Origin of the sequence: Neglectibacter sp. X4 (assembly GCF_009917365.1) — a bacterium.
Lineage (GTDB): Bacteria > Bacillota > Clostridia > Oscillospirales > Acutalibacteraceae > Acutalibacter.
This window is the reverse complement of the sequence record NZ_QWLE01000001.1, coordinates 81,900-101,309: the sequence shown is the minus strand read 5'-3', so window position 1 is coordinate 101,309 and position 19,410 is coordinate 81,900. Positions and strand designations below refer to the sequence as shown.

The 19,410-nt window shown below is 59.9% G+C and carries 22 protein-coding genes; 3 read left to right on the top strand and 19 right to left on the bottom strand.

The window, feature by feature from the left end; all coding sequences use genetic code 11:
* The first annotated feature begins 124 nt into the window (after positions 1 to 124).
* The gene (locus tag D1841_RS00520; RefSeq protein WP_160641184.1) at positions 125 to 1,093 is read left to right on the top strand and encodes a Gfo/Idh/MocA family protein; all 969 of its coding nucleotides are present in this window, start codon (positions 125 to 127) and stop codon (positions 1,091 to 1,093) included.
* Positions 1,094 to 1,173: 80 nt separating this feature from the next.
* Here the strand turns inward: D1841_RS00520 and D1841_RS00515 are convergent, their stop codons facing one another.
* From D1841_RS00515 to D1841_RS00500, 4 genes are all read right to left on the bottom strand, one after another.
* Complete coding sequence (locus D1841_RS00515) at positions 1,174 to 2,904, bottom strand: S-layer homology domain-containing protein (protein ID WP_160641183.1); 1,731 nt, start codon at positions 2,902 to 2,904, stop codon at positions 1,174 to 1,176.
* A gap of 51 nt (positions 2,905 to 2,955) precedes the next feature.
* Positions 2,956 to 4,689, bottom strand: a complete 1,734-nt coding sequence (locus D1841_RS00510) for an S-layer homology domain-containing protein (RefSeq protein WP_160641182.1) — start codon at positions 4,687 to 4,689, stop codon at positions 2,956 to 2,958.
* Between the two features lie 230 nt (positions 4,690 to 4,919).
* A complete protein-coding gene (locus tag D1841_RS00505) occupies positions 4,920 to 6,185 on the bottom strand; it encodes an HlyC/CorC family transporter (RefSeq protein ID WP_160641181.1) in 1,266 nt (421 codons plus the stop codon).
* A gap of 89 nt (positions 6,186 to 6,274) precedes the next feature.
* The gene (locus tag D1841_RS00500; RefSeq protein ID WP_160641180.1) at positions 6,275 to 7,129 is read right to left on the bottom strand and encodes a patatin family protein; all 855 of its coding nucleotides are present in this window, start codon (positions 7,127 to 7,129) and stop codon (positions 6,275 to 6,277) included.
* Between the two features lie 156 nt (positions 7,130 to 7,285).
* On the opposite strand from D1841_RS00500, the gene trmB reads away from it, so the two are divergent.
* Positions 7,286 to 7,939, top strand: coding sequence for a tRNA (guanosine(46)-N7)-methyltransferase TrmB (trmB, locus tag D1841_RS00495; RefSeq protein WP_160641179.1), 654 nt, complete (start codon positions 7,286 to 7,288; stop codon positions 7,937 to 7,939).
* Here the strand turns inward: trmB and D1841_RS00490 are convergent.
* Positions 7,936 to 8,166 (bottom strand): hypothetical protein, encoded by a 231-nt coding sequence (locus tag D1841_RS00490; protein ID WP_160641178.1) that lies wholly within the window; start codon positions 8,164 to 8,166, stop codon positions 7,936 to 7,938. The genes trmB and D1841_RS00490 overlap by 4 nt on opposite strands.
* Before the next feature lie 156 nt (positions 8,167 to 8,322).
* On the opposite strand from D1841_RS00490, the gene cimA reads away from it, so the two are divergent.
* Positions 8,323 to 9,909 (top strand): citramalate synthase, encoded by a 1,587-nt coding sequence (gene cimA, locus D1841_RS00485; RefSeq protein ID WP_160641177.1) that lies wholly within the window; start codon positions 8,323 to 8,325, stop codon positions 9,907 to 9,909.
* Positions 9,910 to 9,986: 77 nt separating this feature from the next.
* Here cimA and D1841_RS00480 read toward each other — a convergent pair whose 3' ends face one another.
* From D1841_RS00480 to D1841_RS00415, 14 genes are all read right to left on the bottom strand, one after another.
* Complete coding sequence (locus tag D1841_RS00480; RefSeq protein ID WP_201751154.1) at positions 9,987 to 10,289, bottom strand: YlmC/YmxH family sporulation protein; 303 nt, start codon at positions 10,287 to 10,289, stop codon at positions 9,987 to 9,989.
* A gap of 52 nt (positions 10,290 to 10,341) precedes the next feature.
* A complete protein-coding gene (locus D1841_RS00475) occupies positions 10,342 to 10,833 on the bottom strand; it encodes a hypothetical protein (RefSeq protein ID WP_160641175.1) in 492 nt (163 codons plus the stop codon).
* A gap of 58 nt (positions 10,834 to 10,891) precedes the next feature.
* Positions 10,892 to 11,956 carry a baseplate J/gp47 family protein gene (locus D1841_RS00470; RefSeq protein ID WP_160641174.1) on the bottom strand — a complete coding sequence of 355 codons (1,065 nt, stop codon included), beginning with the start codon at positions 11,954 to 11,956 and terminating at the stop codon, positions 10,892 to 10,894.
* Positions 11,932 to 12,279, bottom strand: coding sequence for a hypothetical protein (locus tag D1841_RS00465; RefSeq protein WP_160641173.1), 348 nt, complete (start codon positions 12,277 to 12,279; stop codon positions 11,932 to 11,934). Before D1841_RS00465 ends, D1841_RS00470 begins: the two co-directional genes overlap by 25 nt.
* 11 nt (positions 12,280 to 12,290) lie before the next feature.
* Positions 12,291 to 12,620, bottom strand: a complete 330-nt coding sequence (locus tag D1841_RS00460; protein WP_160641172.1) for a hypothetical protein — start codon at positions 12,618 to 12,620, stop codon at positions 12,291 to 12,293.
* Positions 12,611 to 13,510 carry a hypothetical protein gene (locus tag D1841_RS00455; protein WP_160641171.1) on the bottom strand — a complete coding sequence of 300 codons (900 nt, stop codon included), beginning with the start codon at positions 13,508 to 13,510 and terminating at the stop codon, positions 12,611 to 12,613. Before D1841_RS00455 ends, D1841_RS00460 begins: the two co-directional genes overlap by 10 nt.
* A complete protein-coding gene (locus D1841_RS00450; protein WP_161879843.1) occupies positions 13,507 to 14,022 on the bottom strand; it encodes a DNA circularization N-terminal domain-containing protein in 516 nt (171 codons plus the stop codon). The genes D1841_RS00455 and D1841_RS00450 overlap by 4 nt, the downstream gene beginning before the upstream one ends.
* A gap of 99 nt (positions 14,023 to 14,121) precedes the next feature.
* Positions 14,122 to 14,802 (bottom strand): hypothetical protein, encoded by a 681-nt coding sequence (locus D1841_RS00445; RefSeq protein ID WP_160641169.1) that lies wholly within the window; start codon positions 14,800 to 14,802, stop codon positions 14,122 to 14,124.
* Complete coding sequence (locus tag D1841_RS00440) at positions 14,789 to 15,121, bottom strand: hypothetical protein (protein WP_160641168.1); 333 nt, start codon at positions 15,119 to 15,121, stop codon at positions 14,789 to 14,791. The genes D1841_RS00445 and D1841_RS00440 overlap by 14 nt, the downstream gene beginning before the upstream one ends.
* Before the next feature lie 38 nt (positions 15,122 to 15,159).
* On the bottom strand, positions 15,160 to 15,531 hold the full coding sequence (locus D1841_RS00435) for a hypothetical protein (protein ID WP_160641167.1): 372 nt from the start codon (positions 15,529 to 15,531) through the stop codon (positions 15,160 to 15,162).
* Between the two features lie 97 nt (positions 15,532 to 15,628).
* Entirely contained in the window at positions 15,629 to 16,633 is a 1,005-nt protein-coding gene (locus D1841_RS00430; RefSeq protein WP_160641166.1) for a phage major capsid protein, read from the bottom strand.
* 49 nt (positions 16,634 to 16,682) lie between these two features.
* Positions 16,683 to 17,024, bottom strand: a complete 342-nt coding sequence (locus D1841_RS00425; protein WP_160641165.1) for a hypothetical protein — start codon at positions 17,022 to 17,024, stop codon at positions 16,683 to 16,685.
* A gap of 66 nt (positions 17,025 to 17,090) precedes the next feature.
* Positions 17,091 to 17,996, bottom strand: a complete 906-nt coding sequence (locus D1841_RS00420; protein ID WP_160641164.1) for a hypothetical protein — start codon at positions 17,994 to 17,996, stop codon at positions 17,091 to 17,093.
* Between the two features lie 115 nt (positions 17,997 to 18,111).
* Positions 18,112 to 19,212, bottom strand: a complete 1,101-nt coding sequence (locus tag D1841_RS00415; protein ID WP_237076109.1) for a serine/threonine protein phosphatase — start codon at positions 19,210 to 19,212, stop codon at positions 18,112 to 18,114.
* Between the last annotated feature and the right edge of the window lie 198 nt (positions 19,213 to 19,410).

The following is a 19,410-nucleotide window of genomic DNA, read 5'->3' as shown; positions in this document are numbered from 1 at the left end:
GTGTACACTGTTGACGTACAGGACATGGGAAAGCCGTCTCTCTGCCAGAGACGGGAAAGGGCATGGATATGTTCCCGCCTCCCTCTCATTGTCCATTTACAGTCAAAGAAAGGATGTATTACGCATGAAAGTAGCAGTTATCGGCGCATGGCACGTACACACCCGGGAGTACACCACCGCTATCCAGGAGAATCCCAAGGCAGAACTTTGCTGCCTGTGGGATGACGACCAGGAGCGCGGCAAGGCCATGGCGGAGAAATTCGGCATTCCCTTCCAGCCGGATCTCCAGGCCATCTGGGATGACGAAACCATCGACGCTGTGTCCATCACCACCGCCACCTGCCAGCACACAGAGGTGCTCATGGCTGCGGCCAAAGCCAAAAAGCACATCTTCACCGAAAAGGTGCTGGCCTTTACCAACGAGGAAGCAGAGCAGATCGCCAAGGCTATCAAGGAAAGCGGCGTGAAGTTCACTATCTCCTATCCCCACAAAACCTGGCCCACCCTGAAAGCCGCCAAAGAGCTGGTGGACAGCGGCAAGCTGGGGCAAATCACCTATGCCCGCGTGCATAACTATCACAACGGCAGCACTGCCGGCTGGCTGCCGCCCCATTTCTATGACGCTTCCCAGACCGGCGGCGGCGCCATGATGGATCTGGGCGCACATCCCATGTACACCCTGAACTGGTTCTTGGGCGAGCCTAAGTCTGTTGTTTCCATGTTCACCGAGGTTACAGGCAAGCCTGTAGAGGAAAACGCGGTTTCCGTTATCGAGTTTGCAAACGGCACCATCGGCGTTTCTGAAACTGGCTTTGTCACCACCGGCATTCCCTATGTAATGGAAATGAGCGGCACCAAAGGCTCCCTGATGGTACATAATGACATCCTGGAGTATAGCTGCGAGGAAACCGACAACAAGCTAGTGCAGAAAACAGATCTGCCCGAGAAGTCCACCATGCCCATCGACGCCTGGATTGACGCGGTAAACGGCATTGGCGAAGCCCCTAACGGCATAGAAGACGCTGTGGCCCTCACCAAGTTCATGGTGGGCGCTTATGAGTCCTACAAGACCGGCAAAAAGTACACCTTCTAAAAACCTCCGCAAAATAAAAAGGCCCCCCATGTACAACGGGTACACAGGGGGGTTCTTTTTTACTGCCAGGCAATTAAACGTCATGCCAGATATTTTTCCATGCGCACAAGCACAGCGGCGGTTTCCCCCCGGGAGGCCCCTGCCTTGGGCCGGAAAGCGCCGTTTGCGTCTCCCTTGAGAAGCTCCAGGGCCGTCATGGCGCCCACAGCCTCCACAGCCCATTCTTCAATGAAGGCGGCGTCTGTGTAGCCGCTTACATCTTCTGGCTGGGCGGATACCACGCCTTTATGCCGAAGGTACCGGACAAAAACAGCCGCCAGCTCCTGCCGGCTCACCTTCCTGTCCGGCTGGAAGGTGCCGTCCCCATACCCTGTTACAATGCCGTTTTCATAGGCCCATGCCACAGCTTCTGCGTAATACTCCCCTTCCGGCACATCAGTAAAGGGATGGCTGTCTCCGATGGAGACAGCCGAGGCCTCCCGGGAGGCCCGGTGCAGGAAAGTGGCAAGCTGGCCCCTGGTCACCTGATCCGCAGGGAAAAAACGGCCCTCGCCTGTTCCCAGCATAATGCCCTCTGCCGCCACCTTGTCCACAGAGTCGAAATACCAGTCTGCGGGAAAAACATCGCGGAACACATTTCCCAAAGGGGAATAGGCAAGTTTGGCCGTCCCGCTGGGAAAGAAACCCTCTCCCGCCGCGTAGGCCGCGGCCACTGTCCCAGGCTTTACCGCCACAGGCCCGGTATAAAGCTTTTCCCCGCCGCTGTCCTGCGCCCCGATCAGGGTATAGTGGATCTGGGCGCCCTCCTGCACCCCTTCCATAGCGAGCAGGCCGTTTTCCAGGCGCAGCACCGGGGTGAAGGCTGTGGCCTGGGCAATCTGCTCTTCCACAGTCTCACTGCGGCTGCCGTTCATGTTATAGGCGGAGCAGGCCCTGATGGTACAAGGCCCAGTAACCGTGAAAGGCCCGGTATAGAGGCGGCTCTGCTGGTTTAAGGGAGAGCCGTCTGCGGAATAATACAAGGGCACCCCGGCAGGGCCGGAAATGGACACCTCCAGGCTGCCCTGCCCCACTGTATAGGAGATTTGGGGGCTTTGGACAGGGCCGGGATCCTGAAAATCCTTCACAAGGCTTCCTCCTGTATACCACTTGGCATTTTCCGCTGTGCGCCCCTGCCTGCGGAAAAGCTCCCGCACTGTGACAAACTCATAGCCCTGGGCCTGCAGTTCGTCAATAGCCGCAAGGCTGCCTTCCACTGTTCCCATCTTTTTATCATGCAGCAAAATGATATCGCCCTCATGTACACCGTCCACTATCTGCTGCTTTATGGCGTCCGCGTCCGTATACACCCAGTCTTTCGGCGTAAAAGACCAAAGGATGCAGGGCAAACCCACAGCCTGGGCCGCGCCCTCATTGATATGGCCATAGGGCGGGCGTACCATATAGTCTGTACCCGGGCCGCAGATTTTGTCCAGCAGGGCGTTTGTGTCCTGCACCTGCTTCTTTACCTCTTCCAAGGGGATAGCTGTCAGGTTTTCATGGCTGTAGCTGTGGTTTGCCACCTGGTGCCCTTCCTCATACATCCGGGCCACCGTTTTTTCAAAGGAGGGGATCTTTTTCCCTACCAGGAAAAAGGTGGCGTGTACGCCTCTTTCCTTCAGCCCGTCCAGCAGACGTTCTGTATTTTCATAAGGGCCATCGTCATAGGTGATGGCAATAAGCTTCTTCTCCGCTGCCTGGGCAGGCTGTGGCAGGCAGGCCGTCCCTGCCAGCAGCAAAATAAAGAGCAAGAGCGAACATACCTTTTTCACTCCAAAGCCCCTCCTTTGTGCAAATTTTTCACATGCCCGCCAGCATATATCTCATATTACTGGCGGGGCATACCCCTGCACCCGCAGCAGCACAGCGGCAGCCTCTGCCCGGGTACAGCCGTCTGCTGGGCGGAAATTTCCCTCGGTGTCTCCCTGTAAAATCCCGGAAGCGCTCAGTGCGTCCGCGGCCTCTTTTGCCCAATCCGCCACAGCATTCCTGTCCCGGAAGCTTTCCAGCCCCCCGGCAGAAAGGGCGGCGCCACAGCAGCCTGTCATATACCGGTACAGGATACAGGCCATTTCCTGGCGGGTCACCTTCCGATCCGGGCGGAAGGTATAGTCCTCATATCCGGAGGCCACATCGTTTTCCACCGCCCAGGCTACAGCCTCTGTGTAATACTTCCCTTCCGGTACATCCGTAAAGGGATTGCCCTCCCCAGCGGGGGCAGCGCCTGTTTCCTGGGAAATGCGGTGCAGGAAGGTGACAAGCTGCCCCCGGGTTACAGAATCCTTCGGCGCAAACACGCCATCTCCCTGGCCCTGGATAATCCCCTCCGCCGCCGCCTTGTCCACAGCGTCAAAATACCAGGCTTCAGGGAACACATCCCGGAACACGTTGCCCAAAGGGGAATAAGCTATGCGCACCGAAGCGCTGTTGTAATAGCCCTCCCCTGCCCCGTAGGCAGACACCCGCACCCCTGGCACAAGGGCCACCGGCCTTGTGTAAAGCTGGTTTCCATTGCTGTCCTGGGCGCCGCTGACGGAATAATATACCGCCACCTCCGGCGTTGTGCCTTCAATAATGAGAAATCCATTTTCAATATGCAGCACCGGCGCAGGGGCCGCTGGCCTGTCAAACTTCTTTTCCAGGGTGTCGCTGCGGCTGCCGTTCATATTGTAAGCGGCGCAGGCTTTCACAGTGCAGGGCGTTTGCACTGTAAAAGGCCCTGTATAGCGGCGGCTCTGCTGGTTCAGATCAGAGCCGTCCAGAGAATAATAGACAGCCGTCCCCTTCTGGGCTGTAATGGTGATTTCCAACTGCCCGCCCTTTGGCTGGGAGGTTATCTCCGGCTGCTGAACAGGCCCCAGGTCTTTGCCGTTGGGGTTTGCCTGGCTGTAGCTGCTGCCTGCCGAAAGGGTGCGGCCCCGGCGGCGGAAAAGCTCCCGCACGGTGACAAATTCATAGCCCTGGGCCTTCAGGCTGTCAATGGCGGAAAGGCTGCCGTCCACTGTGGTGGAGTGGATGTCATGGAGCAGCAGCACAGCCCCGTCGTGGGCATTTCGCAGCACATTGTTCTTCACAGTGGCAGCGTTGCGGTACAGCCAGTCCTGGGGGTCAATAGACCACAAAATCATGGGCGCGCCGACAGCCCTGCCCACAGCGCTGTTGTAGGAACCATAGGGCGGGCGCAGCAGGTAGTCCGCGCCCTTTCCCGCCGCTTTGTCTAAAATACTGTTGGTGCGGTTCACCTGGCTTTGTATCTCCCCGGCAGAAAGCCGGGTTAAATCCGGGTGGTTATAGGTGTGGTTTGCAAGCTGGTGCCCTTCCCGGTACATCCGGGCCACCGTCTTTTCATACCGGGCGGCGTTCATCCCCTGCATAAAAAAAGTGGCTTTTACGCCCCTCTTTTTCAGGCCGTCCAGCAGCCGTTCCGTATAAGGCCCTGGGCCGTCGTCGTAAGTAACGGCAATCAGCTTCTTCCCTGCCGCCTGGGCAGGCTCTCCAAGGCACACCATTCCCAAAGCTGCACACAGCGCCAGCATAAAAGACAAAACCCGTTTCATCCCATACAATCTCCTTCGTTCTTTAATTTACGCGCATTCCTTCTTAGCTTTAACTAATCTTACCACTATATGGTAAAAAACTCAACCCCTTCCCTGCCCCTTTCCCTGTTTTGCCAAAAAATTTCACCAAACAGAAAGGGCGCGCCAAAAACGGCCCGCCCCTTGCAAGATGCGCACTATATAGCAAATCAAAAAATCCCTTCCATACCTAAGGAAACTGTAAACAGAACCTAGCCCTCCGCCTGCTTTTCAGCGTCAGCAGGGCAGCGCACCAGCACCTCCTCGGTGCGGTTGTTCTCCACCCGGGCCACCGTAAAGGTAAGGCCCTGATAGGCGAACACATCCCCTTCGGCGGGAATGCGGTCCAGGTTCTCCAAAATCCAGCCGTTGATGGTGGAAGCCTCTGTCTCGCAGGAAATGTGGAAAAACTCGAAGAGATCGTCCAAGTCGGCAGAGCAGAACACCCGGTACTCCCCTTCCTTCACCTTCTGGAAGCCCTGCTGCACCACCCGGTCGTGCTCGTCCCAGATTTCCCCCACCAGCTCCTCCAGCACGTCCTCCAGCGTGACGATGCCTTCCGTACCGCCAAACTCGTCTATAATCACAGCAATGTGGGATTTGCTCTGCTGCAGGGATTTCAGCAGGGCGGAAACCTTCATGGAAGGCGGGATAAACTCCGCCGGCTTTATAATGCTGTCAATTTCCTGCTGGGTGTCCCACACAAAGCTGTAAAAATCCTTTTCATGTATCACGCCGATGATGCTGTCAATCGTCTCCTTATACACCGGCAGCCGGGAAAAGCCTGTTGACCGGAACAGCGCCGCCACATCGTTCTTTTTGGCGTCAAAAGACACAGCCTCCACGTCCACCCGGGGCGTCATAATGTCGATGGCTTCTATGTCGTCAAACTCGATAACGTTGCGGAGCATGGCCCCCTCGTCCTCGTCAATGCCGCCTCCCTGCTCCGCTTCCTCTACAATGGTCAACAGCTCGCTGTCCGTCATGGAATAGTCGGCCTTCACCCGGAAAATTTTGTGCAGGCCCTTCTTCAACTGGGTGAACAGGAAGTTTACAGGCTTAAGCACCACCACCAGCACCCGCAGCAGGGGGGCCGAGAACATGGCAAAGCTTTCCGCGTTTTCCTTTGCCAGGCTCTTGGGGCTGACCTCGCCAAAGATGAGCACCACCACCGTCATCACAACCGTGGAAACGGTCGGCCCCGCGCTGCCGCCAAGGGCCGCCACAAAAAGGGTGGTGGCAATGGAGGCGGAGGCAATGTTGACGATATTGTTCCCCACCAGAATGGTGGAAAGCAGCTCGTCGTAATTTTCCGAAAGGGAAAGGGCTGTCTGCGCCCGCCTGTTGCCGCCGGACGCCATGTTTTTCAGGCGTATGCGGTTTAAGGAAGAGAAGGCCGTCTCTGTGGCGGAAAAATAGGCGGAAAGAAACACAAGGCAGACTAAAACGAGAATCATGGTTGTACTGTGACTGTCCATAAAAGGGAACACCACATCCTTTTGCAAATAATTTGACTGTCATTATATCACATTCCCGCTGCCTATGCAACATGGGCCGCGGGAAAATTCTACTCCCCCAGATACTCCAGCAAGGCGGGCAGGCGGCTGCGGCAGGTGTCCAGGCCCTGCTGGTACAGCGCCCGCAGCTTCTTCGTATCCTTCTCGGCCCGGGAAATGGTGACGGGCTGGGGCGGGCGCAGCACAAAAAGCCTCCCCTGGGCTTCCAGCCTGTCCAGCATGTCCAGCTCCCGCCCATAGCGCCTGGGGGCCTCCAGCAGGGCTTCCACCAGCCGGGGATACTTCCGGTATGCCCGGGCATACATCCGGGCCACAGGCCGGGAAACCCTCTCCTTCCGGAAGCCATGCTCCCGGGTGGTAACCACTACCACCTTGTCATACCCCTCCTCCAGCGCCCGCATATAGGGGATGGAAAGGGACACCCCGCCGTCCAGGCAGGGCACCCCTTCCACCTGCACCATGGGGGCAAGGAGGGGGAGGCTGGCGCTGGCGCGGATGGCGGCGTAAATATCCGTACAGGCGCCTTTTTCGCTGAAAACAGGCTCCCCTGTCAGGCAGTTGGTGGAAACCGCTGTGAACCGGCAGGCAGAATTTTCAAAGGTTTCCCTGTCCATGGGCACCAGGGTGTCGCAGATTTCTCCAAACAGGAAGTCAAAATTAAAAAGGCTCCTGTGCAGCAGCAGGTTGCGCACGCCCAGGTAGCGCTTGTCATTTACAAAGTTCAGGTTCACCTCTGCTGTGCGGCCCGGCTGGCCGGAGACATAGTTTGCCCCGGTCAAGGCCCCGGCAGACACGCCGAACAGCCCGTCATAGGAAATGCCCTGTTCCATCATCACATCCACGGCCCCGGCGGAGAACATGCACCGCAGGGAGCCGCCTTCCAATACAATCGCTTTCTTGCTCATAAATTCCTTTCCGCCAAAACCGGCATGTTGTTCTTCAAAAGCGCCCGCCCCTTCCCGGGGCTTGCTTTTCCCGGGCCTTCAGGCTATAATACTCCAAAAGGCAGTCATATCCGCGGGCTGCGTCCTGTAAAATGAGTAAGGGGGATTTCTTAAAAGATGCGTATCAGAAAAAAAGACTGGGCACGCCCGGAGCTTACGGCCTGCCCGTATTTCCTTCCGGATCCCAAGGCCCAAAGAGGCGGCTGGCAGCGGGCCTTCTCAGAAGCCCGGCCCCTGCACCTGGATTTGGGCTGCGGCAAGTGCGTTTTCCTGGGGGACATCGCCCATAGAAGCCGGGACATAAACTTCATCGGCATCGACATCAGCCTGGACATCCTGGGCGTGGGCAGGCGGAACATCCAAAGCATTTATGGGGAGGAACAGCCTGATAACATCCTCCTTTGCAGCTATAACATTGAGCGCCTGCCGGAGCTTTTCTCCCCGGAGGAAAAGGCAGACAGGCTCTATATCAATTTCTGCAACCCCTGGCCCGCCGCCCGGCACCATAAGCGCCGGCTTACCCACACCCGCCAGCTTGCATCCTACAAAGAGCTGCTGGCGCCAGGAGGGGAAATCTGGTTTAAAACCGACAACGACGACTTATACCTTGCCACCAAACGGTATTTTGCCGAGGCGGGCTTTCAGGTGTTTTTCGACACAAAGGATCTCCACGCCGCTGAGGGCGTGGAAAACGTTATAACCGAGCATGAAATCATGTTCACAGCCCAGGGCATTCCCACAAAAGCCCTGCGGGCGCGGCTGGTGGGTTAAAGCTTAAAGTCCTCCTCGGAAAACTGTTCCGTCTGCAGGCTGGGGGCCGGGCGCGGCTCCCGGAGAAGAGGATCGTAGGCATACTGCCTGCATTTGCCGTCTGTCATGGTGCAGCGCAGGGCGCACAGCACCTGGCCCTGCCTGCCGCTGTTGTGGCGGCAGTAGGCGCAGTCCGGCGGGATGTCCCCGCCAAACAGGGTGTTTTTCCGTTTTTTATGAAACAGCATGCTCCCATCCCCCCAAGCTACCGTTAGCCGCATTATAGGTATTCCCCCATATTTACTATAATATTATAACAGAAAAACCTGCTTATGCAAGACATTCGCCCTTTTGCAGGATGATTTTTTTTCACCCGGACGCAGGCCGGAAAGGAAGGCGGGCACATGAAAAGCACAGTTTCTATATTTGATTCCACCCTGCGGGACGGCGCCCAGGGCCATGGCATAGCCTTTTCCGTAGAAGACAAGCTGGGGGCCGCCCGGCTGCTGGACGCCCTGGGGGTGGCCTACATTGAGGCGGGGAACCCCGGCTCCAACCCTAAGGACGAGGAATTTTTCAAGCGGGCCGGGGCCATGAAGCTGGAGCACGCCCGGCTTTCCGCCTTTGGCAGCACCCGCCGCAAGGGCCTGCGGCCGGAGGAGGACGAAAACCTCAAGGCCCTCTTAAAGGCCCAAACCCCCTGCTGCACCCTGTTCGGCAAGGCCTGGAGGTTCCATGTGGACTGGGTGCTGGAAACCACGCCAGAGGAAAACTTTGCCATGATAGAGGAAAGCTGCCGCTTTTTAAAGTCCCAGGGCCGGGAAGTTATCTTTGACGCGGAGCACTTTTTTGACGGCTGGAAGGACGACCCCGCCTTTGCCCTGGAGGCGCTGGAAGCGGCGGCCCGGGGCGGCGCGGATCTTCTATGCCTGTGCGACACAAACGGCGGCGCTTTCCCGGAGGAAGTGAAGGCCGCCATGGAGCAGGTGCGCGCCCGGTTTTCCCTGCCCATCGGCGTGCACTTCCACGAGGACTGCGGCATGGCCACCGCCAACAGCGTTGCCGCTGTGCGCTCTGGGGCCAGCCAGGTGCAGGGCACCCTCCTGGGCTTTGGGGAGCGCTGCGGCAACGCGAATCTCTCCGCGGTTATTGGCGACTTGCAGTGCAAGCTGGGCTTCACCTGCATTCCCCAGGAAAAAATCAAGCTTCTCTCCTCCACCGCCCGGGCGCTGGCCGCCATTGCCAACTGGGAGCTGCCCCATGGCCTGCCCTATGTGGGGGCGGACGCCTTCTCCCACAAGGCTGGAATGCACGCCGATGGGGTTTTGAAAACCCCCCGCTCCTTCGAGCACATCGACCCTTACCTGGTGGGAAACGCCCGGCGGTTTCCCGCCTCAGAAATCAGCGGCAGGGCTGTTATGCTGGAAAAAATCCGCCGGGCTTTCCCGGATATATCCCTGGACGCCCAGTCGGCCCGGCAGGTGCTGGCAGATTTGAAGGATCTGGAGGCTGGGGGATACCAGTTTGAAGGGGCCGACGCCTCCTTCGAACTGCTGGTGCGCAAGCGCCTAAAGCCCTTCCCTCCCTTCTTCGAGCTTTTATATTACCACATTTACAGCGATTACGGCTCCGGCAAGGCCGGGGCCAGCGCCACAGTGAAGGTGCGCGTAGGGGAGGAAATCCAACTGATGGCGGCAGAGGGCAACGGCCCTGTAAACGCCTTGGACAGGGCCTTGCGCAAGGCGTTGGAGGTCTTTTACCCTGTGCTGGCAGATGTGAAGCTTACCGACTATAAGGTGCGCGTATTGGACAGCAACAGCGCCACTGCCGCCGGGGTGCGCGTGCTCATCACCTCCTCTGTCCACAGCGGGGAAAGCTTTACCACCGTAGGGGTTTCCGGGGACGTGGTGGCCGCAAGCTGGAAGGCTTTGGAGGATTCTATGGAATACCTGCTTTTAAAGGCAGGGCAGCGGGCGCCTGCCGGAACATAAACAGCTCTGAAAAAACGCAGGGGGAAGCCCCCGGCTGTGCCGGAAGCTTCCCCCTTTTCGCATTTTCGCGGCCTGCCCTACATCCCCAGCTTTTCCCATATGCGCTGCAGGGTTCCCGACTGCTTAGGCCCCTCCGGCTGCTTCCAGTTTACCAGTACGGTATCGTCCCCTATCAGTTCAATGTCCTTCCAGGGAATGACAAAATCCGGCTCCCTCCCCAGAAGCCCGAACAGCCGCAGCCTGCCATACACCACCACAGCGGTCAGGGTGGCGGCAGCCGTATCCAGCTCCACATCGCTTACAAAGCCCAGCCTGCCGCCGTCCTTCACGTTCACCACCTCTTTGTTGCGCAGTTCGCCTATCCTACAGTTCACAGCCATCCCTCCCTTTTTGGGGCTATAGCGATTATATGCCCCTTTACCGGCAGGTATGCTATTGGGCCCCCGCTATGCTCCAGGCCACATGCAGGGGCATAAGCTGCCCCAGCACCCTTTCCGCCTGGGCCTTTGGCGCCAGGTATTCTATGGGGGTTATCACCACCCTGCCCTCTTCCTCTGCCGCTGTGCCCCGGATGCCCGCCGCCAGCAGCAAGCCGGGCATGTCCGAAAGGGTAACAGGGCCTTTCCGGGGAAGGAGCCGTTCCTTCAGCATCTCCCGGCGGGTTGTAAGATCCGCCTGCACCGGCTGAGGGAAATACCGGGTTTCCCATTCGTCCAGCCACTCCTGCGGGGCCGTATCGGCAAAGATGCCCGCTTCTGTCCGGGACAGCGCCTCCTCCAGCAGGGAAAACCCCGCGTCATATGCCGCCAGCTCCCACTCCAGGGGCGTGTCTCCGGTAAGCTTATACACCCCGCTTCGAGCCAACAGCTTTTTCATGTTCTCCCCAGCCTTCATATCCGCCGCCATAGGGCGCAGCAGGCCCATAGGGCGGGATAAAGCCTCCCCGCCCCGCGCCCGGCGCCCCTCCTTTCTCTCCTGTTTTTCATGTTATCTGCCCCGCTGTCATGGTGCCGGGAACGGGAATCACCCCCGGCGTGGCGGCGCAGCCCATCATGCTGGCGGTCATTTCCATGCGCACCGCACAGGGCACAGCCTCCAGCCCCAGGCGCACCACGTCCGCGGGCTGCACCGGATCCCCCACCTGCCGCTTTGCCATCCACGCCCGCAGCGCCTTTTCAATGGCCGCCTTTGCAGGGGGAAACTCCACCCCCTCCGGCAGGGCTACCTTTAAAAAGAGGTTAATTTTCTTTTCCACAGCCGCCTGCACTGCCAAGGCGGCGCCCAGGGCCTTTTTGCTGTTGAGGATTTCCAAGGCTGCCGCCAGGGTTTCCTCCCCTGGGGCCGCCCCCTCCCCCCACAGATAGATTTTCACTGTGCCCGGGTTCTCCCCGTCCGCCACTGCCTGGGCGGAGGTAATCCCTGGCACGCTTCTGGCAATCTCCTCATAGTAGGCTGCATTGCCCAAAATCACCGGCCGCTCGTAGGCTTTTGCCACCCGCTCCCGGTAGGCTTCGTCCCCCTCCCGGTCCGCGCCCCCTGTAAAGGGAACCCGGTTGGAGGCATACTGAATCCCTTCCACCGGGGTCACCAGGGTGTTCACAGCGCTTTCCGCCGCGTTGCCCTTTTCTCCCGGCTCCACCGCCCGGGCCGGGGCCGTCACCGAAACCTCCCCTGCCAGAAGCACAACGTCCGCCGTGGTTTCATACTCCACAGCCTCCTCCCCAGGGGCCGCGCACACAGTGCCCTTGGGCACCGGCAAATCAAAGGAAATGGGGATATACCGGGTAAAGGTAATCTCCCCCACAGCCCGGACAGCCTCCTTCCGGGCAATGCCCCGCTGGCTGCCATGCAGTTCCAGTTCATCTCCCTCTGCCGTCTGGGGAAAAATCTGGCGCTTCAGCCACTGTGCCGTTTCCTGTATCCTGTAAAGCTCCCCTGCCAGCACCCGCAGCCGCAGGCCGATATCTGAAACTGCCTCCACCGGGCAGCCGCTTTCCTCCCGGTATGCTTCCTCCATCCGCTTCAGGATTCCCGCGAAGCTCTCCAAACTACCACTTCCCCCTTTCCCAGCGGCGTGTCAATCTGAAAAGCCACGCCTGCTTCCACTTCCCTAGCGCCCACTGCCCGCACGCCCGGCATGTCCAAAAGCCCCTCGTTTGCCAGGGCCGCCGCCCGCTCCAGGGCATGTTCCTCTGAGGAATCCCACTGCCAGAAGCCGCTGCCCAGCTCCCGCCCATAGGGGAATTCCCCCCGGCGCAGGGCAATGCGCATTCCCGCGTTCTGCAAAAGCTCCTCCAGGCCCTCCGCACGCCGGGGCAGGCCCGTAGGCCCCAGCAGGTGGACGCCCTCCTTCACACATAAATCCGCCATAAACGCCTCTTTCAGCCCTCCAGGTACTTCGGGAAAACCTGTCCGTTTATCACCACGTCCCCGTTGTTTTTCAAAAGGATCTCCGCACCTCCGGCAGAATACAGCCGCACCTCCCCGGCCTGCAGGCGGCTGTCGCTGCCAGACAGCACCCCGGCGCAAAGCCCATCTACCATCACAGCCTCCTTCCCCCCGGCGGCCCGGCTGGACACCCCGTAAGGGGCCACCTGCTCCGGGGCGGAAAACTCCCTTTCCCCCTGCACCCGGAAGCCCTCCCCGGCCTGCACCAGGCCCCGTCCCAGCCGCAGGCCCCCGGCCTTCTTCAGTTGTGCCGTCAGCCACATGTGCTCTCCCCCTTTTCCAGCACCAGCCGGGTGCGCAGCCCCTGGCTGTCCAAAAAGCACCTGCCGCTTTTAATGCCGCAGCCTGAAAGCCTTCCAAGCCCCGGCAGGGAAACAGAAACGGTTTTCCCCCGCAGGGGCCACACCGCGCCCCCGCATTCCACAGCGGCGCTCCAACTCTCCTTCTTTGCCTCTTTCAGCATTTTCTTCGGATCCCCGCCGCTCTGGCTGCTTACATACCGCCGGCGCAGGGAAACCGCCTCCCTGTCCCGGTAGGGGGTGTCATAGGTGCCCCGGAAGCTCTGCTGCCAAATTTCCGAAACCTCCTTGCAGGGCTTTTGGGAAATTTCCGCCCGCAGCACCTCCTCTATGGATACCTCCTCCTTCTCCCCGCCACCGCAGCGGAGCACCCCCTCCCCGTCCACATAGGGAACGGCGCCGAAATGCCTGCCGCAAAAATCCGCCAGCACCTGCCAGCAGCTTGCCCCCTTCTCAATCTCCAGTCCGCCGGGCACGGCCCCCTGGGGGCCATCCACCTTCTGAAAGCCTAAAGGCCCCAGAAGCTTTGTCTCTAAAAGCTGCAGGGAAGGGCTTTGCACTGTTTGGGGACAGGCTTCGTTATCCAGCAGCAGGGCCTCCATGCTGCGGCACACCAGTTCCACCCAAAGGCCCTCCGGGCCAATTTTTGTGTTCTGCTCGTCCACAACGCCCCTGAACACTACATGCCCTCCTGCAATCACTTCCACCCGGGAAAGGGCCTCCCACATCTCCTCTGCCGGAAAAACCGCTTTCAGGCCGTCTGCCGGGGCCTCCCGGTCAAAGGAAAGCACCATCTCCCTGGGCTTCCCCAAAAGCATTTGAGAGCCGTCTTTGCCTGTGCCCCAGCAAATCATGGCCGCACCACCCTTTCCCCCTGCTCCAAACAGGCAATGTCCCGGATATGAGGGTTAGCCCAGCGCACCTCCTCCACAGGCCTTTGCCAGCGCCAGGCATAGTCCCACAGGCTCTCTCCCGCCCCGGCCCGGTATACCTGCCCGCTTCCGCCGTCCTGATGGCCCTTTGCCTCCACGAACACAAAGCTGTAATGCACCGCGCCCTCTCCCGGCTCTCCTAAAAGCTTCAGCTCCTCCAGCACTGCCAGGAAGGGATCCTGCCCGGGAAGCTGCAAATACCCCGGCCCTCCCTCCGCAAAGGCCGCGCCCAGGGCCTGCCACCGGGCCATGCTGTCATCCCCTGTAAAATACCCTTCCCCCAGCACCCTTCGCTTTTTCCTGCCCAAATCCTCCAGCCTGCTGCCTGCAAAGGGCAGCACCGTCTCCCGCAGGCTCCGCGCCCATTCCAGCCGCAGGGCTGTGGGGTTCACCCCCCAGGTGATCCCCTTAAAGCCCATGGTCATCAAATGCATTCCCACACTCCCCCTTTACACGTCCCCGCGCCCCTTTACAGGGAGCCGGGATACCGCCTGCTGTCCCGCTCCAGTTCCCGGGAAAGTTCCTCCGCCCGCTCAAGCGCCTCCACCGGCCCGCCCCCTTTCTTCCCGCTGGCCAGACAGGAACACCCCTTGCCGCCCTGTTTCCTCCAGGCTTTCCCAGCGGCACCGGGTAAAGATGTCCTCCGGAAGCTCTGCCGTAAAGCCCGCAAGGCGCTCCAGCCCTTTTGTGTCAAGCCCCAGAAGCTTTACCCGGTAAACAGCCCCGCCCAGCAGGGCAAAAGGCTCGTTTTCCCCCACCGCCGTCAGGGGCTTCCCAAAGCTTACGGAAATCTCCCAGCCGGAAACAGGCCGCGCCACGCCTCCAATCAAAACCTGGCAGGCGCCGCCCCCTTCCCTTTCCCCGGCAAATTCCAGAAAGCATCTGGCGCACAGCAGCCCTGCCTCCTTGTCCGGCCCGAAGCCTTCCCGCTTTATGCCGGAGAGGGAAGAAAAATGTGCCTCCGCCGTCTCCCCAATGGCGGCAAGAAGGGCTTCCCCTGTTTCCAGCGGCTCTTTCCTCGGCAGGTATACCTGGAAATCCAGCCGGGCGCTCCATTTCCCCTCTGCCGCCCCCTCGCTGCCCACCTGCCCCACAGCCACCGGCCTTTGGGGCAGCCGCCCGTTTCCAGGGCTGTAGCTTTCCCGGAAGTCCGCCTCCAGGCCCGCCTCCCGCAAAAGCCCCAGCAGCTTTCTTAAAATCTCATAGGCTGTCATCCTCTGCCTCCCTTTTCTCCAAAACCGCCCGGGTACACACCACCGCGCCTCCCAGCGTCACCCTGTCCCCGTAAAGTACCCTGTACTGCTCTCCTCCCTGCTCCAGCAGATCCCCTGGCTCTGCCCGGGGCAGGCTCCCGGTAAAAACATAGAGGGGCTTTGTCAGTTCTCCCAGCGGATGGTTCAGGCCCCCCAGCGCCTGGCCCTGCTGGCCCCTCTGCCGGGATATAATCCCCCGGCCCTCTCCCGCCTTCCCGTCAGCCCCCGTAACCCTTACCCCTGCCATGTGCCGGAACACCCGGCCCGCCAAATCCTCCATCTGGCCCGCTCCTCTCTAAAAGTGTAACATCCCTATTCTTATGCCTTCACGCTGCCAAAATAGAACTCCTCTTCCTGTAAAAATCCCCTGCAGGCCAGGCGCTTTTCCCGCGCCAGCTTTAAGGCCTTTTCCTCCCGCTTCCCTATTTCCAGCTTCACTTCCGGGGATGAAAGGCTTTCCGGGGTCAAGGCCCCGTCCAGCAGGACAAGCTGGTAAAAGGCCTCTGCCGCCGCCAGGCTTTCCAAAAGCCCCAGGCCCTTTTCCCCCTCTCCCGCCGCCTTGTTCCCTATCCACTCCCCGCATTCCCCGCACAGCGCCCTGCACAGATCCCACCGGGGCCCCTCATCTTCCTCCTCCCCGCTGTAAAGGGAAAACTTTTTTAAAACCTCATCTTCCCGCAATCTTTTCATATGCCCTCCTCAAAACAGATAAGGCGGACAGCCTTCCGCCCGCCCTCTCCCTGCTTTTTCCTTACGTGCTCACAGCTTGCCCCGGCCCTTTTCCAAATTAAACGGTATAGGAAAGGCCCTGGGCCGCGTCCTCATAAATCCGGGCAAAGCCCGCTGTCACGCTGATGGCGGCCCGCTCAAGCTGGCGGTCTATCAGCTTGTCATATTCCGTACACACGTCCCCGGCCTGCACCAGCTCCAAAGCGCATGTCCTATCCATAGCCAGAATCTTCCCCGCCTCCATGGTGGGCACATGGATAAGCTTGGCCCCCAGGGGCGTGCAGAGCCTGCCTGTGCCTTGGAAGTTCATCCCGGCCTGGGCGTCCTTAAACTCCCCGATGTTCAAAAGCTTCTGCATGGCGTCAGTGCCTGCCAGCACTGTGTTCAGGGTGTAGGGGGCCAGCTTCCCCCACAGCGCGATAAAGTCACTGTAGCTGGGAGTGCCCTCCATAAAGCCCACCCCGGGCTTTGCCCCATCCCCATTTATCAGCGCGTCCACCGCGTCCTGCATCTGCGCCCCGCAGATATACGCCCCAATCTGCCGCAGGGTAACGGTGAACAGGTCAAGCTTCTGGAACCGCAGCGCCTCATAGGAGGTCACCAGCATCCGTCCCCGCTTGTGCAGGTGCACCAGCCCTTTGCTGGTGCGGATAGAGGTCTGGGGCAGCTCGGCTCCCTCTGCCACAGGCTTTAAGGACTTGCTGTCATGGCCTGTCCCAGTGGAAATGGTGCGGTAGTCCAGCCCGTCAATGGTGGTAACGGTAGCCGCAATGTCAGCCGCCTTTGTGGCGGACTCCATGCCCTGCCGCACCGCCCGGGCCACATATTCCGGGAACAGCGCCGCGCTGGCAGAGCTGCCAAAAAAGCTTTCCACTGTGCTGGAACCCGGCCCGCTCACCCGGATGCCGAAGCGCATAAGCTGGCGCTGGTAAGCGTCCATGCCCTCCAAAGGCGTGCCCCTGTAGTTTTCCGAATTGTCCATCTCCTCCAGCACCTGGGTAAAGCTTTTCCCCGGCATGCCATACATGCCCTTCTCCAGTACAATGTTTTTATATGCAGCCATATTTTCCCCTCCAAAATACTATTTGCTGGTTTTCCTTTTTCCGCAGATCCTAAAAAATCACCCCGCAGGCCCCTGTAACAGCGTCCACATCCACCACAAAGCCGGGCCTGCCGCTTTCTCCCTTCATAAGCTTTCCATCCGCGCCGCTGGAAAACAGCCCAAAGCCTACCGCCATGCCAGCAGCGCAGGGCAGCTTCATATAGCCCTCTGTCTGCACCCCGCAAATGCCGCTCCGCACCTGCCGGGCCATCCCCAGCGGCACGTCCCCGGCAGCAGAGCAGGCCGCCACAGTCCCGGCAGCCGCCAGCTTCACCATCATGCCATCCTCCACGCCAGTCTGCGCCTCAAAGGTAAACATTTTCTCTCCCATCCCGTCAAAAGAAACCTTCACAGCAAAACCCTCCCATTTATAAATTCTGTCATCTTTTCACGCCATTGTATGCAGGCGCAATAGCGGCTAAATCTGAAACGCTTTGTTCTCATCTTCCCTGACCCGCGCCCTTTCCGGCGCAAGCTGGGGCCTTAAAGGCAGCGCCTTCTGGGCCAGCTTTTCATAGGTGCGGCCCATCATGTCCAGTTCCTCCATGGAAAGCCCCCGCACCGCCGATTTCATCACCTCCCTGGGCAGCTCCGGCTGTACAAGCGCGCTGTACTTCAGCACCTTTTCCGTCAGGCTTTCCCGGTATTTCCGCCCCCACTGGGCCTCCTGCTCCAAAGCCTGCCAGGCCTTTTTAAGGCCTTCCCCCTGCCGGGCATACCGCTTCACCACGCCAGCCCCTTTCTGGGCAGGCACCGCCACAAAGGAGCACTCGTAAGCGTCGGTAGGCTCCAGCAGCAGCCTGTGTATTGCCTGCCCGTTCAGTTCCTCTCCAGGCACATGCCCGCACTGCTCCTGCTCGCAGACGCTGCACACCCGCCGGGCCACCGCGCAGCTTACGCTCACCTCCTTGAGCATCCCGCTGTCAATCAGGGCAATCATCTCCTCTGTGCCCTTTGTCCTGGGCAGGTAGGCCCTGGCAATCAGCCGGGTGAGGGTTTCTCCCCCTTCTGCCTCCTGCCCCGGCTCCTCCTCCAAAGCCGTATCGAAAATCCGCGCCGCCTGGTTGGCGCCCACCTGCTGGTGGCCGAAAATACAGGTTTTCCCCAAAAACAGCTCCCGCAGCTTTTGGAGGGATTCCACCGGGAACCGCTCCCCGTCCCTGTCCACCCGGTTGTCGCACAGCACCATGGAAAAGGCGAAAACCTCCTCCGGCCCAAAGGCCCGCCGGGTGTAGCGGTTGATTTTCTCCATGTCCGCCGCTGTCAGCCCCTGCTCCCAGGCCTCTCTTATTCCTTCTGCCACATACCCTTCCTGCATACGCATCTCCCCTCTGCCTTCTGCCTCTTCCCCCCGCCCCGGCTGCGGGTTTTTGCAAAACCCGCACGCCGCTTCGCGGCGCGGCGCCGCCTGTCCGGCGCCGGCCGGGGCGGGCCTTCCCTCACTCTCCCAGTTCCCGTTCCAACTTCCGTGCTTGGGCTGTCAGATATCTGGCCCTGGCATGATCCACCTCGTCCTGCATGGTAATCTCCTCCCACACAATGCTGCACACCGGATCAAACCCTGCCAAAGCCAGCCAGGTCTTGCAGATCTTCATGGCCACCGGGGTCAGCGCCCGCCTGTAAGCGTCCAGCTCGCTGGTCAGCACATCTGCCTGCTGGCTGGACATCCGCTCTGTAGACGACCAGGAAAGCCCCAGCAGAAAGGGGGGCAACCCTAGTTTCGCCACAATCTGCTCCAGCATCTGCCGCACTGGCACCTCGCTCTCCAGCACCTGGTTGTCCGCCCCAATGGCCTTGATGGATACATCCCCCACTGCCACAAAGTCCCGCGGCTCCCGGCTCTTCATGGCGTCCTGCCATTCCCTGGCTATCAGCCCGGCCCTGTCTCCTGCCATGGCCCCCATGCCCTCGGGCTTGCAGGTCACCGCAAACCGGACGTTCCCCAGCCTGTCCCAGTTCACCCCCAGAGTGTGGTAAATTTTCAGCAGCACCTCGCTGACAAAGGGAAGCCCCCGCAAAAGGGAGGTGCCCCAGGGGCTTCCCGCCGCCGGGTTCAAAGCCGACACCAGCAGCATCTCTGGATAGGGGCAAGGCTCCTTCCCATGAGGCCCTAAAGCCCACACCTTCACCCCTAAAGGCCCGTCCGCCTCCAGCTCCACCTGGTCAAGCCCCGCGTTGTACAGCGCCCCAACCTGCCCGCCGGAAAGCACCATCTCCCCCACAGCGTTGCCATAGGTCACCAGTTCCTCCAGGTAAATGCCCAGAAACTCATGGATGCCCACCCCGGCGGCGTTCACCTGCACTGTCTCCAAAAACTCCCGGAGGCCCTTCTGGGCCTCCCCGTCCGGACACACTGCCTGGAACTCCCCGATAAGCCTGCGCAGCTTGTAAACCGCCGCGTCAATTATCGGCACCGATTCCCGCAAAGCGCGGTACAGCGCCCGCTCCCCGCCTCCCTGGGGGAAGGCCCCAGGCCCCGGCGCCGGGGCTGTCTGCACTGCCACAGCAGGCCTGCCCTCCCGCTTCCTAAATCCCAGCAATGGCGCCACATCCTTTCCATATCATCGTCCTCTGCCCCTTTCCTTTCTCCTTCTTCACACCGCGCCCCTCTCCTTTCTGGGCTGTCCCCTTTTTTCAAGGAACCGAAAAGCTCCTTTCACTTACACCCTGAAAACGCAAAAAAGTTGTCCTCCAGAGGACAACTTTTCCTAAAAATTGCAAAAAAATTTTTTCTGCCC

Bases quoted from the DNA above. Each gene is read 5' to 3' on its own strand.
- D1841_RS00520 (WP_160641184.1), top strand. From the start codon at position 125: ATGAAAGTAGCAGTTATCGGCGCATGGCACGTACACACCCGGGAGTAC.
- D1841_RS00510 (WP_160641182.1), bottom strand. From the start codon at position 4,689: ATGAAACGGGTTTTGTCTTTTATGCTGGCGCTGTGTGCAGCTTTGGGA.
- D1841_RS00505 (WP_160641181.1), bottom strand. From the start codon at position 6,185: ATGGACAGTCACAGTACAACCATGATTCTCGTTTTAGTCTGCCTTGTG.
- D1841_RS00500 (WP_160641180.1), bottom strand. From the start codon at position 7,129: ATGAGCAAGAAAGCGATTGTATTGGAAGGCGGCTCCCTGCGGTGCATG.
- trmB (WP_160641179.1), top strand. From the start codon at position 7,286: ATGCGTATCAGAAAAAAAGACTGGGCACGCCCGGAGCTTACGGCCTGC.
- D1841_RS00490 (WP_160641178.1), bottom strand. From the start codon at position 8,166: ATGCTGTTTCATAAAAAACGGAAAAACACCCTGTTTGGCGGGGACATC.
- cimA (WP_160641177.1), top strand. From the start codon at position 8,323: ATGAAAAGCACAGTTTCTATATTTGATTCCACCCTGCGGGACGGCGCC.
- D1841_RS00480 (WP_201751154.1), bottom strand. From the start codon at position 10,289: ATGGCTGTGAACTGTAGGATAGGCGAACTGCGCAACAAAGAGGTGGTG.
- D1841_RS00475 (WP_160641175.1), bottom strand. From the start codon at position 10,833: ATGGGCCTGCTGCGCCCTATGGCGGCGGATATGAAGGCTGGGGAGAAC.
- D1841_RS00465 (WP_160641173.1), bottom strand. From the start codon at position 12,279: ATGGCGGATTTATGTGTGAAGGAGGGCGTCCACCTGCTGGGGCCTACG.
- D1841_RS00460 (WP_160641172.1), bottom strand. From the start codon at position 12,620: ATGTGGCTGACGGCACAACTGAAGAAGGCCGGGGGCCTGCGGCTGGGA.
- D1841_RS00455 (WP_160641171.1), bottom strand. From the start codon at position 13,510: ATGATTTGCTGGGGCACAGGCAAAGACGGCTCTCAAATGCTTTTGGGG.
- D1841_RS00450 (WP_161879843.1), bottom strand. From the start codon at position 14,022: ATGCATTTGATGACCATGGGCTTTAAGGGGATCACCTGGGGGGTGAAC.
- D1841_RS00445 (WP_160641169.1), bottom strand. From the start codon at position 14,802: ATGACAGCCTATGAGATTTTAAGAAAGCTGCTGGGGCTTTTGCGGGAG.
- D1841_RS00440 (WP_160641168.1), bottom strand. From the start codon at position 15,121: ATGGAGGATTTGGCGGGCCGGGTGTTCCGGCACATGGCAGGGGTAAGG.
- D1841_RS00435 (WP_160641167.1), bottom strand. From the start codon at position 15,531: ATGAAAAGATTGCGGGAAGATGAGGTTTTAAAAAAGTTTTCCCTTTAC.
- D1841_RS00430 (WP_160641166.1), bottom strand. From the start codon at position 16,633: ATGGCTGCATATAAAAACATTGTACTGGAGAAGGGCATGTATGGCATG.
- D1841_RS00420 (WP_160641164.1), bottom strand. From the start codon at position 17,996: ATGCGTATGCAGGAAGGGTATGTGGCAGAAGGAATAAGAGAGGCCTGG.